We start from the raw sequence: 13,837 nt of genomic DNA on the forward strand, positions 1-13,837 counted from the left end.
TGTGCGACGGTGAATAACCCGGATCACCGTGGGGGTATTGAAATGCCCCGCCGCGCCCCCATTTCTTTTCCCGACAGCAGGCAATGCGGGCCGGCCCGCAGGATGCCTAGACTGAAGGAGGGAACCCGCCAGGCACCTCCCGGTTACCCATTCGACTTTCTCTTTACCCTGTCGAGGAGGGGAAAAGCCAATGCGCATAGACAAGATGACAAACCCGTTGCAGGCGGCCATTGCTGACGCGCAGTCGCTTGCCATTGGGCGCGACAATAACCAGATTTATCCCGAACACCTGCTCCAGGCCCTGCTCGACCAGAACAACGGCAGTGTGCCGGCGTTCCTGTCACAGGCCGGCTTCAATATGAATGGCCTGCGCAATGATATCGCCAAGCGTCTCGACAGCCTGCCGACGGTGGCCACGCCGACCGGGGATGTCGGAATGTCGCAGGAACTCGTGCGGCTGCTCAACCTGGCCGATAAAAAGGCCCAGCAGCGGGGTGATTCCTTTATCGCCAGCGAGACTGTGCTATTGGCGGCATTTGACCCCGCGGCCGGGGAAATATCCAAGATCCTGCTCGCCAATGGCGACCTGAAACAGTTGCAGGCAGCCATCGACAAGGTGCGTGGCGATGAGAAGGTCAGCGATGCCGGTGCCGAGGATGCGCGCCAGGCGCTGGACAAGTACACGCTGGACCTGACCGAGCGAGCAGTGGCCGGAAAGCTCGACCCGGTGATCGGAAGGGACGACGAAATTCGTCGCACCATCCAGGTATTGCAGCGGCGCACCAAGAACAACCCGGTATTGATCGGTGAGCCGGGCGTCGGCAAGACCGCCATCGTCGAGGGCCTGGCGCAAAGGATCGTCAACGGCGAGGTACCCGAGGGCCTGAAAGACAAGCGACTGTTGTCGCTCGACCTCGGCGCGCTGCTGGCCGGTGCCAAGTTCCGCGGTGAGTTCGAGGAGCGCCTCAAGGCCGTACTGAACGAGCTCTCCAAACAGGAGGGGCGCGTTATCCTCTTTATCGACGAGCTGCACACCATGGTCGGAGCGGGCAAGGCTGAGGGCGCCATGGATGCCGGCAATATGCTCAAGCCGGCCCTGGCGCGCGGCGAACTGCACTGCGTGGGTGCCACCACCCTCGACGAGTACCGCAAGTACATCGAAAAGGATGCGGCGCTGGAGCGCCGTTTCCAGAAAGTGCTGGTGGATGAGCCCACGGAAGAGGACACCATCGCCATCCTGCGCGGCCTCAAGGAGCGCTACGAGGTCCACCACGGAGTAGATATCACCGACTCGGCAATTATCGCCGCCACCAAACTGTCACAACGCTACATTACTGACCGCCAGCTGCCGGACAAGGCCATCGACCTGATCGACGAGGCGGCCAGCCGGATCCGCATGGAAATCGATTCCAAGCCCGAGTCTATGGACAAGCTCGAGCGCCGCCTGATCCAGCTCAAGATCGAGCGCGAGGCGGTTAAGAAAGACAAGGATGATGAGGCGGCGCAGAAACGCCTGGCGAAGCTCGAGGAGGATATCCGCGAAATCGAAAAGGAATACGCCGACCTCGAGGAAGTGTGGAAGGCGGAGAAGGCCCAGCTCGCCGGCAGCCACGACGTCAAGGAAAAACTGGAGCAGGCCAAACTGGATATGGAGGCCGCGCGCCGCGCCGGTGACCTGACGCGCATGTCGGAGCTCCAGTACGGTGTCATACCGCAACTGGAACAGCAGCTGCAGCAGGCCGCCAGTAGCGAAAGCAGTGAGGAACCGCGCCTGCTGCGCAACCGTGTCACCGATGAGGAGGTGGCGGAGGTGGTTTCCCGCTGGACCGGGATCCCGGTGTCAAAAATGCTCGAGGGTGAACGGGAAAAGCTGCTGCGCATGGAAGACGCGCTGCATAACCGTGTCGTCGGCCAGGATGAGGCGGTCACGGCGGTGGCCAACGCCGTGCGCCGCTCCCGCGCGGGACTGTCTGACCCCAACCGCCCCAACGGATCCTTCCTGTTCCTGGGGCCGACCGGGGTGGGCAAGACCGAGCTTTGCAAGTCACTGGCAGAATTCCTGTTCGACAGCCAGGACGCGATGGTGCGGATCGATATGTCGGAATTCATGGAGAAGCACTCGGTCGCGCGGCTGATTGGTGCGCCGCCCGGCTATGTCGGCTACGAGGAGGGCGGCTACCTGACCGAGGCGGTGCGGCGCAAACCCTATTCCGTTGTGCTGCTGGACGAGGTGGAAAAGGCGCACCCGGATGTGTTCAATATCCTGCTGCAGGTACTCGAGGACGGCCGGCTTACCGACGGCCAGGGGCGCACCGTCGACTTCCGCAACACGGTGGTCGTCATGACTTCCAACCTGGGTTCCGACCTGATCCAGAAATTCGCCAGCAAGAAAGAAGAGGATGAACTGGACAGCGAAATCCACTACCGCCAGATGAAGAATGCTGTGATGGATGTGGTGGGCGACCACTTCCGCCCCGAGTTCATCAACCGGATCGACGAGGTCGTGGTATTCCACCCGCTGGGCAAGGCCCAGGTGCGCTCGATCGCCGAAATCCAGCTGGAGCACCTGCGTGGGCGGCTGGCAGAGCGCGAACTGAAGCTGGAGATCAGTGAGTCGCTGATGGACAGGTTGGCGGACGTCGGGTTCGATCCTGTTTACGGGGCGCGACCGCTCAAGCGCGCTATCCAGATGTGGCTTGAAAACCCGCTCTCCCAGGACATCCTGGCGGGCAAGTTCGTCCCCGGGGATACCATCCACGCCGAGCTGGAAGGCGACCACGCGGTATTCCGCAAGTAGCCTCCCTGCTCCCGTTCTCCGCCGGCGCCCGCTCGGGCGCCGGCGTCTCGTTGCTTTCCTCTTTCTTTCCTCGCCAGAGATCTCCTCTCCCGGACATTCTTCTCTTTCCCCCTGGCGGGGGTCGGGGGCCGCCATTTATGCCGGGGCTTGCCTATCCTGACAGCTGGGCCCGGCAACTTTGCCGGTCCTGATTGTCGCCAGGCTGTGCATCGGGCAACGGCCACATGGCAGGTCTGGAAAGCTGGCACGAGAGGCACAGGAACCTTCAGTGGCAAAAGGGGCGGAACGCAATCCGGTCTTCAACAGGCGCATGGTACTGATGTTACTGGGCTGCCTGCTGCTGTTTGGCGGCATTTTTGCCTTCAAGATGTTCGGCAAGGTCATGATGAACCGGGCGTTCGACAACATGCCGTTGCCGGCAGCGACGGTAACGGCTGCGCGTGTTGAACGCCAGCTGTGGCAGCAAACCCTCAGCGCAGTGGGGACCATGCGTGCGGTAAACGGCGTGGAAGTCACCACCCGGGCCCAGGGCGTAGTCAAGCGTATTCTGTTTGATTCCGGCCAGCGGGTGGAAAAAGGCGACCTTCTGGCCGAACTGTCGGCAGAACCGGAGAAGGCCCAGCTGGACGTGCTGGAGGCGGAACTGCGACTCGCGCGACGGGACCATGATCGTATCAAGGCACTGCATGTAAGGGGGGTTACCACCGACGCGGAACTCGACGAGACCCTGAGCAAGCTGGAGCAGGTGCTGGCGAATATCCGGGTGCAGCGGGAGGAGGTGGAGAAGCGCACAGTGGTGGCGCCTTTCTCCGGGCGGCTGGGCATCCGCCGGGTGGACCTGGGGCAGAATGTGGCGCCCGGTGATCCCGTGGTCTCACTGCAGCAGATGAATCCCATATTCGTGGATTTCTACCTTCCCGAGCAGGCCCTCTCCCAGATCAAAGTGGGGCTGGCCATCAACGTCACTACGGACACCTATCCGGAAAAGACATTTCCGGGGAAAGTATCGGCGATCAGCCCCCGTATTGATAATGCCAGCCGCAATGTCCTCGTCCAGGCCACCATGGACAATCCCGGTGACCTGTTGCGGCCGGGCATGTTTGCCGATGTCACGCTGGACCTGCCGGGGCGTCGTGCACTGCTGGTGGTGCCGCGCACGGCGGTGAGCTTTTCGCCCTACGGCAATGCCGTTTTCGTGCTGAAGAAGGATCCCGATGGGGGTGGCCTTATCGCCCATAAGCGGTTTGTGAAAACCGGGGAGGAGCGGGGCAACCTGGTGGAAATCATCGAGGGTGTGCAGGAGGGAGCGCGGGTCGCTACCAGCGGCCTGCTGAAATTGCGCAACCGGGGGCCGGTCAGGATCAATAACGAGAACGAGATGCCGGTAAAACTGAATCCGCGACCCGGGAACAGCTGACCATGGTCACCGCTATACACGGGACACCAGCGTGAATTTCACCGAGATATTTATCCGCAAGCCGGTGCTGGCCTCAGTGGTCAGCCTGTTCATTTTTTTGCTGGGCCTGCGCGCTGTCACCGAGTTGAATGTGCGTGAGTATCCGGAGCTGCAGAACGCGGTGATTACCGTCACCACGGTGTATGTCGGCGCGGATGCAAACCTGGTGCAGGGCTTTATCACGACGCCGCTGGAGCAGGAAATCGCAACTGCCGACGGCATCGATTACATGGTGTCCACCAGTGTCCAGGGTGTTTCCACCATCCAGGCCTATGTCCGCCTGGACTTTGATCCCAACGAGGTGTTGACCCAGGTGGTGGCCAAGGTCAACCGGCTGCGTAGCGAGTTGCCGGAGGAGTCGGAAGATTCCACCGTGGATATGGCGATTGGTCAGACGGTAGCGGCCATGTACCTGTCCTTTTCGTCATCGATCCTCGATAACAACCAGATCACCGATTACCTCACCCGCGTGGTGCAGCCGAAGCTTTCGACCATCCCGGGTGTGCAGCGGGCGCGACTCCTGGGCAATCGCACCTTCGCCATGCGTGTGTGGCTCAAGCCTGCCGAGATGGCGGCAAAGGAAGTCACACCGGGAGATATCAGTGCCGCACTGCGCGCCAACAACGTCCTGTCGGCGGTAGGCAGCACCAAGGACACCTGGGTCACAGTGGAGGTCTCCGCGGATACAGACATCGCCACTGAAGAGGCATTCCGCAACCTGGTGGTGCGTTCCGATGGCGACCGTATCGTCCGCCTGGGGGAGGTGGCGGAAGTGGAACTGGGATCCGAGTCCTACGACAGCTCGGTGACCTTCAATGCGCGTTCCGCTACCTTCATCGCGATTGAGGTGGCCCCGGATGCCAACGCACTGGACGTGATCCGCCAGGTGCGGGCCAAGCTCGAGCAAGAGATCTTCCCCCAGCTGCCCGAGGGCCTGATCGGTGAGATACCCTACGACAGCACCGAATACATCCAGGACTCCATCAATGAGGTGGTGAAGACCATTGTCGAGGCCGTGCTGATTGTCATTGTGGTGATCTACCTGTTCCTGGGCTCACTGCGCAGCGTGGTCATCCCGGCAGTGGCTGTGCCACTGTCGCTGGTGGGGGCGCTGTTCCTGATGCTGTTGATGGGATTCAGCATCAACCTGCTTACACTACTGGCCATGGTGCTGGCCATCGGCATCGTGGTGGACGATGCCATCATCGTGCTGGAAAACGTGCACCGGCATATCGAAGAGGGAATGGCGCCGGTGGATGCCGCCGTCCGCGGGGCCCGGGAGCTGGCCTGGCCGGTAGTGGCCATGACCACCACGCTGATCGCCGTGTATCTCCCGATCGGTTTTCTCGGTGGCCTCACCGGCACCCTGTTCGTAGAGTTCGCCTTTTCACTGGCGGGTGCGGTGTTACTTTCCGGCGTGGTGGCCCTGACGCTGTCACCGATGATGGCGTCAAGGATCCTGCAGCCCCATAGCAGCGATGGCGGCAACAGGCTGGAGCGGTGGCTCGAGCGGCAGTTTGAGCGGATGCAGCACGGTTACCAGCGGCGACTGCACAACGCGCTCGATGACCGCCTGGTGATCCTGGTATTCGGGCTGATCGTACTGGCAAGCTGCTATTTCCTGTTTGTCACCTCGCCCAGCGAGCTGGAGCCCAAGGAGGACCGCGGTTTCGTGCTTACGATTTCCTCGGCCGATTCCTTCGCCACGCTCGATTACCTGCAGCAGTTCACTGGCGAACTCAATGCCATCGCCCGGCGCCATGAGGACGTGGAGAACATCTTCCTGCTCAACGGAGTCGGCGGCGCCGGCAACGCGACCAACAGTGCCATTGCCGGGTTTGTGCTGGTGCCCTGGAAGAGGCGCGACAAGGGCACCGCGGAGATGCAGGAGATTATCAGCGGTGAGGTGGTGCAGATTGCCGGGCTCAAGGTGGCGGTGGTGGTGCCACCCAGCCTGCCCACCGCCGGCGGTCGCCTGCCGGTGGAATTCGTGATCGGGTCCACCGAGCCCATGGAGAGCCTGGCGGGGTTTGCCGGGGAGATCATGGAGCGTGCGCAGGCCAGCCGCAAATTCATCTTTGTCGATTCGGACCTCAAGCTGGACAAGCCGAAGTTGCGGGTACTGGTGGAGCGCGACAAGGCGGCTTCAATGGGCATCACCATGGCCGATATTGGCCGCGAACTCGGCGCGATGATGTCGGGAGCCTACACGAATCGCTTTTCGCTGGAAAACCGCAGTTACAAGGTGATTCCCCAGGTGGTGCGGCGTGAGCGGCTGACCGGGGACCAGCTCAAGCAGTACTACATTCGCGCCGGCTCGGGGCAGCTGGTGCCCATGTCGACCCTGGTCCGGCTCGAGGAAACGGTGGAGCCGCAGCAGTTGAAGCGCTTCCAGCAGCTCAATGCAGTCACCATCTCGGGCGTCCCGCGGCCGGGTATCACCCTGGGGGAGTCCCTGGCCATACTCGAGGCAGCGGCCGCAGATGTACTCCCGCCCGGTTACTCGGTGGACTACGCCGGCCAGTCGCGCCAGTACAAGGCCGAGGGCTCCCAGCTTGTGGTCACCTTCTTTTTTGCCCTGGTAGTGATTTACCTGGTGCTCGCGGCACAGTTCGAGAGCTGGCGGGACCCGCTGATTATGCTGGTTACTGTTCCCATGAGCGTGTGTGGGGCCATGATCTTTGTGAGCCTGGGCCTGACCACGCTGAATATCTATACCCAGGTGGGCCTCGTTACGCTGATCGGGGTGATTTCCAAGCATGGGATCCTGATTGTCGAGTTTGCCAACAAGCTGCAGCTTGAGGGCAGGGACAAGCGCTCGGCGATCGAGGAAGCCGCCAGCATTCGCCTGCGCCCTATTCTCATGACCACCGCCTCACTGGTTCTCGCCATGGTTCCCCTGCTGCTGGCCGCAGGGCCCGGCGGAGGAGCGCGTTTTGCCATGGGACTGGTGGTGGCTACCGGAATGACCATCGGCACCCTCTTCACACTGTTTGTGGTACCGGCCATGTACCTGTACCTGGGGCGGGACTTCCAGCAGGCAAAACCGCAGTCGGGCCTTGGCCCGGCAAGGCGCGGTGAAGGCCAGCCAGCAGGTTCCGGCTAAGGAGCCACAGAATACGCAGCGCTTTTCCCTATTTGGGGCGCTGGGGGGCCACCCTATACTGCCCCCCAGTCCGATTCGGATTGGCCGCGGCCAACCGGGATTCCCAGAACGTTTCACTGTGGAGGTGAAATTATGCGTACTTTCAAACAGCTCCTTTCCCGATTTATGTGGGCGCCACTGGTGCTGGCGGCCCTGTACTGTGGGTCGCTGCAGGCTGATCCCAACAAGACGATTGCAGAAAATGCATATAAGGCCGAGAGCCTGTCCGTGCTGGTCGAAGCTATCAAGGCCGCGGGCCTCGTCGACACCCTGAACAGTGAAGGGCCTTTCACCGTCTTCGCACCTACGGACGACGCTTTTGCTGCGTTGCCACAGGGTAAGGTGGAGGAATTGATGAAGCCGGAAAACCAGCAGAAGCTGCAGAAGATCCTGGGCTATCACGTGGTTCCCGGGAAGGCGACCGCTGAGGTGGTGATGGAGATGATCAAGAAGGGTGGTGGCCATGCGACCGTGGACACGGTGCAGGGCGAGAAGCTAACCCTGAGGGCTGATGGTGGTAAGGTGACGGTCACCGACGCCAGGGGCAATACCGCCACGGTGTTGCAGGCAGACCTCATGAGCTCCAACGGCGTCGTCCATGTGATCAACGGGGTTCTGATGCCCACCAAGAAGTAGCGGGTCGGCGAGACTCGGTTGAGGCGGCCTCCATGGCCGCCTTTTCTTTTTTAGGGTTGCGCGCCCGCGAGGCGCTGCGGTCAGCAGTCTTTTTCAATTACCTCGCGCGCCCGGCGAATACGCGCCTGGCGCTCTTCCTCTGGCAGGACCCGCAGCTTCCCGGAGGCATCCACCTCGCGCACCTGAGAATGCGTGCTCAATTCCTGCAGGTTATTCTGCGCCTGGCGGCATCGCTGTGCGCGCACGGCCTTTTGCGCCTGGGACAGCGCCTTGTCCTGGGCATCGTCCGGGGCTGCGGCGGTCTCTTTCCTGGCGGTCTCTGTCAATGAAGCCTCATCGTCCGGCGCCTGCTGTGCTTTCGCCGCCTGTTGCTCCTTTTTCCACTGTTTGTAGCGTTCTGACCGGGGCTCCTTGACTACCTCCACCTTCTTTTCCTGTGGCGGCTGGGAGCCGAAATGGACCACGCCGTTTTCGTCTTTCCACTTGTAGATGCCGTCGGCGAGCGTGGCGGAGGCCAGGCTGGCCAGCAGGATTGCAGAGAGGAAACGCATTTGGGCCCCTTGAGTATTGTTACATGGAGTTATGAGTATCGGCTGTCATTCTACCCGTATGGGGAGAGATTCCTGCAACCGCCTTAACATTTTTACCCTGTATGGCTGGCGGAGCCGGCCTGGCCGTCGCGCGAACGCGCGACAGCGGAGGGCGCCGGGCGGTCTCGTCATCCTAAAAATCCATCTTTGTCGCGCATAAGGCTGATATTTGTCATCAAAAAGCCTTATAATCGCGGCCTGCGTTTCATTTTGTCAGGCAAGGCAAGTGCGCAGGAAGATGATTGTCCTAATTTATGTGAGATTTTAGGGGGCTTCAGTGGAATTACTCTCCGGCGGCGATATGTTGGTTCGCGCGCTGCAGGATGAAGGGGTAGACCTGATATTCGGCTATCCAGGTGGTTCGGCATTGCACATTTACGATGCCATCTTCCGCCAGAAGGGCATCAAGCATGTGCTCGTGCGTCATGAGCAGGGGGCGACCCATGCTGCGGACGGGTATGCCCGTGCAACCGGGAAGCCCGGCGTGGTGCTGGTGACTTCCGGGCCGGGTGCCACCAATGCCATTACGGGGATCGCCACGGCTTACATGGACTCGATCCCGATGGTGGTGATTTCCGGGCAGGTGCCGAGCGACAAGATCGGTGAGGATGCCTTCCAGGAAACCGATATGGTGGGCTGCTCCCGGCCGATCGTGAAACACAGTTTCCTCGTCAAGAGTGCCGAAGAGATCCCCGCGGTGGTGAAGAAGGCGTTTTACATTGCCAGCACCGGCCGACCCGGGCCTGTGGTGATCGATGTGCCCAAGGATGTCACCAACCCGGCGGACCGCTTCCCCTATGAGTATCCGGAGAAGCTGCGCATGCGCTCCTACACGCCGGCGGGCAAGGGGCATACGGGCCAGATCCGCAAGGCACTGGCCCTTCTGCTCTCCGCGCGGCGCCCGGTCATCTATGCCGGTGGCGGTGTGGTGCAGGGGGATGGCGCTGAGCTGCTCACCGAGCTGGCGCAGGCCCTGAACTATCCGGTCACCAATACCCTGATGGGACTGGGCGCATACCCGGGCAGCGACCGCCGCTTCCTGGGCATGCTGGGCATGCATGGCACCTTCGAAGCCAATACCGCCATGCACCACGCTGATGTGATCTTCGCCATCGGCGCGCGCTTTGACGATCGGGTCACGAACACGCCCGGCAAGTTCTGTCCGGGTGCCAAGATCATCCACGTGGATGTGGACCCGGCCTCCATCTCCAAGACCATCGTTGCGGACATACCCATCGTAGGCACGGTTCAGTCGGTCCTGCGGGATATGCTCGACATGCTGCGGGAATCGGGCGAGCAGCCGGACCAGTCGGCTATCGTCGACTGGTGGCGCCAGATTGATGACTGGCGCGAGCGCCACGGAATCTATACCGCGCCGCGCTACCGCACCGACGGTGCGCTGATCATGCCGCAGGAGGTGATAACGGCGGTACACGAGATCACCGGCGGCGACGCCTTTGTCACCTCGGACGTGGGGCAGCACCAGATGTTTGCTGCCCAGTACTACCGCTTTGACAAGCCACGCCGCTGGATCAATTCCGGCGGCCTCGGGACCATGGGTTTCGGCCTGCCGGCCGCCCTGGGGGTGAAAATTGCCCATCCCGACAGCGAGGTGATCTGTGTGACCGGGGAAGGCAGCATCCAGATGTGTATCCAGGAGCTGTCTACCGCCACCCAGTACCACCTGCCGGTCAAGATCCTCTGCCTGAACAACCAGGCCCTGGGCATGGTGAAACAGTGGCAGGAAATGCAGTACGAGGGGCGCCTTTCCAACAGTGTCTACGAGGAGTCGCTGCCGGACTTCGTCAAGCTCGCCGAGGCATACGGGCACCTGGGAATGAAGATCGAGCGGCGCGAGGAACTGCGTGACAAGCTGGCTGAGGCCTTCGCCATCAAGGACCGCACGGTGTTTATCGACGTCTACGTCGATCCGTCTGAGCACGTCTATCCCATGCAGGTGATGCCCAATGGCTCGATGCGGGATATGTGGCTGAGCAAGACGGAGCGGACCTAGGGAAGTCAGAATCATGCGCAGAATTATTTCAGTTTTAATGGAAAACGAGCCCGGCGCGCTCTCCCGGGTGGTGGGGCTGTTCTCCCAGCGTGGCTATAACATCGAGACGCTGACCGTGGCGCCCACCGAGGATGAAACCCTGTCGCGCCTGACCATGGTGACCATCGGCGACGACCACAAGATCGAGCAGATCACCAAGAACCTGAACAAGCTGATCGATGTGGTGAAGCTGGTGGACCTGACGGAGGGTTCCCATATCGAGCGAGAGCTCCTGTTGGTGAAGGTGCGGGCCTCCGGTGCACAGCGCGATGAGGTCAAGCGCAGCGTGGATATCTTCCGCGGGCAGATCGTCGATGTCACCAGCAACATGTACACAGTGCAGGTGGCGGGGACCAGTGACAAGCTCGACGCATTCCTGCAGGCCCTCGGTGAGCACACCATCATGGAGGTGGTCCGTTCCGGGGTCTCGGGTATCGCCCGCGGAGAAAAGGTCCTGAGTATTTAAGTCCGGCTGGCCGTTGCTGACGGCTGCAGGGAAAAATTCAAAATTCAGTTCGATTGATATAGGAAGTGAACAATGCAAGTTTTTTACGATAAAGATTGCGACCAGTCTTTGATCCAGCAAAAGACCGTGGCCATCATCGGTTATGGCTCCCAGGGCCATGCCCACGCCAACAACCTCAAGGACTCCGGAGTGAAAAACGTGGTGGTCGGCCTGCGCAAGGGCTCCGCCTCCTGGAGCAAGGCGGAAAAGGCCGGCCTGCGTGTGGCTGAGGTGGCCGACGCGGTGAAGGATGCCGACGTTGTCATGATCCTTACGCCGGATGAATACCAGGCCGCAGTCTACCGCGAGCAGGTGGCGCCCTACCTGCGCTCAGGCGCTGCGCTGGCTTTTGCCCACGGCTTCAATGTCCACTTCGAGCTGATCGAGCCGCCGAAGGATGTGGATGTGATCATGATTGCGCCCAAGGGCCCGGGCCACACTGTGCGTTCCACTTACCTGGAAGGCGGCGGTGTGCCGACCCTGATTGCCGTATACCAGGACGCGAGCGGTACTGCCAAGCAACTGGCGTTGTCATATGCCTCCGCCAACGGTGGCGGCCGCTCCGGCATTATCGAGACCAATTTCCGCGAAGAGACCGAGACCGACCTTTTCGGGGAGCAGGCAGTCCTTTGCGGCGGTGTATCGGCGCTGGTGATGGCGGGCTTTGAAACCCTGACCGAAGCTGGCTATGCCCCGGAGATGGCTTATTTCGAGTGCCTGCATGAGCTCAAGCTGATCGTCGACCTGATGTACCAGGGTGGCATTGCGGATATGCGCTATTCTATCTCCAACACTGCGGAGTACGGCGACTATGTCACCGGCCCGCGGATAGTCACCGAGGAAACCAAGGCAGAGATGAAGCGCGTGCTGAAGGATATCCAGGCGGGCCGCTTCGCCAAGGATTTCATGCTGGAGTCCCTCGCGGGCCAGCCGCGCCTGAAGGCCGAGCGCCGGATCAGCAGCGAGCACCCGATCGAGCAGGTGGGTGCGAAACTGCGGGGCATGATGCCCTGGATCAAGGCCAACAAGATCATCGACAAAACCGAAGGCAACAGCTGAGGGAATCGATGACTGAAAGCGGCGAGGGAGACCTCGCCGTTTTTTTTTGCGCCGGTGGCGCTGGGCGTCCCGGTGTCGTTCGCTGTACACTCGCCGCCAGCAAAACAGAGTGAATGGAGAACCTATGAGCGAGAAAAGGGATGCCAGCAAGCCGGCCGCCGGGGGAGGCGATTGGCAGGAGGAAAGCCGCCTGCCGGTGGATGAGCACATCGAGGAAGAGGTCTCTGCCAGTGGCCGCAAGGTGCGGGCGCGGGGCATTTACCTGCTGCCCAACCTTATTACAACCGGGGCCCTGTTCAGTGGCTTCTACGCCATTATCGCGGGGCTCAACGGCAATTTCGAGGCAGCTGCCATTGCCATCTTCGCCGCCATGATCCTGGATGGCCTCGATGGCCGGGTGGCGCGCCTGACCGACACCCAGAGCGCATTCGGCGTTCAGTACGACTCCCTGTCGGACATGGTCTCATTCGGCCTCGCTCCGTCGCTGGTGGTATTCAGCTGGGGTCTGACGCCCCTGGGCAAGTTCGGCTGGGCGGCCGCCTTCCTCTACGCCGCCTGTGCGGCCCTGCGCCTGGCACGCTTTAATACCCAGGTCGATACCGTGGACAAGGGCGTGTTTATCGGACTGGCGAGCCCCACGGCGGCCGCGATCGTGGCCAGCATGGTCTGGGCGGGGCACGACGCCGATGTTGGGCCGGGGCTGGGCGTGGTCGCTGCGCTGGTCACCATGGCCGCCGGACTGCTGATGGTGTCCAATTTCCGGTACACCAGTTTCAAGACACTCGACTTCAAGGGGCGGGTGCCTTTTGTGATGATGCTGGCGGTCATATTGATTTTCAGCCTCGTAACCATTGATCCGCCGCGGGTGCTGTTGACCCTGGCAGTCGTTTATACGCTTTCAGGGCCCGCTCTCTGGCTCTGGCACCGGTTTCATGCGCGTGACATCTCCGGCGAGGCGAAGACGGCCCCCCCCAAGGATGCGGGGAGCGCTGACGAGGCTGAGACGAAAGAGGAGGGCGCTGCCGGCGAAGGGAAAGAGGGTCCCAAAAGCTGAGCCAGGCCAGTGGTGAACCGTCTCTGGTGAGGCTAAAGTTAAAAGTGGCACCAGAGATTGGTGGCGCGACGGCAAGTGCCGAATTCGGGGGGTGACTGATTCTTTCAGGTTGTTTCCCCTGTAGTGAAAAAAGTGCTTGCGCGGGGCACTCCCAGTCCGTATAGTTCGCGCCCTCGCTGCTTGAGAAGTGGTGGGGAGGCAGCTCCAAGTGATTGATTTTCTTAGGAAAATTTATTGAAAAAAGAGCTTGCCAGGATCGAAGGGCTCGCTATAACGCGCGCCACTTCGGAAGGGGCCAGGCGCTCCTTCAGGGTCGGGAAAAGACGCCTTCGGGCATCGCCTCCGGCACTGAAAAAAGCCTTCAAAAAAGGCTTGCCAAGCACGAAGAGGTCGATATAATGCGCGCCCCTTCGACGGTCACCGGAAACGGTGGTCGGGGTTCCCGGAAAGGCCCGAGCGGTCGGTCAGGGAGCCGGAAAAAGCTGCTAAAAAGCACTTGCTTCAGCAGCCCGGATGTGTAGAATACGCGTCCCGCAGTCAGG

Annotated in this window: 9 protein-coding genes; 8 read left to right on the forward strand and 1 reads right to left on the reverse strand. The window is 61.2% G+C overall.

Translation table 11 applies throughout. From position 1 onward, the window contains the following. Window positions 1–190: 190 nt before the first annotated feature. The 4 genes from clpB (at window position 191) to BLT26_RS15935 (ending at window position 8,034) form a co-directional block, all read left to right on the forward strand. Window positions 191–2,797, forward strand: a complete 2,607-nt coding sequence (gene clpB / locus BLT26_RS15920) for an ATP-dependent chaperone ClpB (RefSeq protein WP_091517076.1) — start codon at window positions 191–193, stop codon at window positions 2,795–2,797. 268 nt (window positions 2,798–3,065) lie between these two features. Then, window positions 3,066–4,214 (forward strand): efflux RND transporter periplasmic adaptor subunit, encoded by a 1,149-nt coding sequence (locus BLT26_RS15925; protein ID WP_245720734.1) that lies wholly within the window; start codon window positions 3,066–3,068, stop codon window positions 4,212–4,214. A 31-nt stretch (window positions 4,215–4,245) separates the two neighbouring features. Further along, window positions 4,246–7,359 (forward strand): efflux RND transporter permease subunit, encoded by a 3,114-nt coding sequence (locus BLT26_RS15930; RefSeq protein ID WP_091517079.1) that lies wholly within the window; start codon window positions 4,246–4,248, stop codon window positions 7,357–7,359. 132 nt (window positions 7,360–7,491) lie between these two features. Further along, complete coding sequence (locus tag BLT26_RS15935; RefSeq protein ID WP_091517082.1) at window positions 7,492–8,034, forward strand: fasciclin domain-containing protein; 543 nt, start codon at window positions 7,492–7,494, stop codon at window positions 8,032–8,034. Window positions 8,035–8,114: 80 nt separating this feature from the next. Here the strand turns inward: BLT26_RS15935 and BLT26_RS15940 are convergent, their stop codons facing one another. Beyond that, window positions 8,115–8,585 (reverse strand): DUF4124 domain-containing protein, encoded by a 471-nt coding sequence (locus tag BLT26_RS15940; RefSeq protein ID WP_091517084.1) that lies wholly within the window; start codon window positions 8,583–8,585, stop codon window positions 8,115–8,117. Between the two features lie 316 nt (window positions 8,586–8,901). Between BLT26_RS15940 and BLT26_RS15945 the strand changes: the two genes are divergently transcribed. From BLT26_RS15945 to pssA, 4 genes are all read left to right on the forward strand, one after another. Further along, complete coding sequence (locus BLT26_RS15945) at window positions 8,902–10,638, forward strand: acetolactate synthase 3 large subunit (RefSeq protein ID WP_091517086.1); 1,737 nt, start codon at window positions 8,902–8,904, stop codon at window positions 10,636–10,638. Window positions 10,639–10,651: 13 nt separating this feature from the next. Further along, on the forward strand, window positions 10,652–11,143 hold the full coding sequence (gene ilvN / locus BLT26_RS15950) for an acetolactate synthase small subunit (protein ID WP_091517089.1): 492 nt from the start codon (window positions 10,652–10,654) through the stop codon (window positions 11,141–11,143). A 72-nt stretch (window positions 11,144–11,215) separates the two neighbouring features. Continuing rightward, window positions 11,216–12,241: a ketol-acid reductoisomerase gene (gene ilvC, locus BLT26_RS15955; protein ID WP_091517092.1), complete on the forward strand. Its 1,026-nt coding sequence runs from the start codon at window positions 11,216–11,218 to the stop codon at window positions 12,239–12,241. A gap of 124 nt (window positions 12,242–12,365) precedes the next feature. Next, window positions 12,366–13,295 carry a CDP-diacylglycerol--serine O-phosphatidyltransferase gene (gene pssA, locus BLT26_RS15960; protein WP_091517095.1) on the forward strand — a complete coding sequence of 310 codons (930 nt, stop codon included), beginning with the start codon at window positions 12,366–12,368 and terminating at the stop codon, window positions 13,293–13,295. Window positions 13,296–13,837: the final 542 nt, after the last annotated feature.

It is taken from the genome of Microbulbifer yueqingensis, assembly GCF_900100355.1.
GTDB classification, from domain to species: Bacteria; Pseudomonadota; Gammaproteobacteria; order Pseudomonadales; family Cellvibrionaceae; genus Microbulbifer; species Microbulbifer yueqingensis.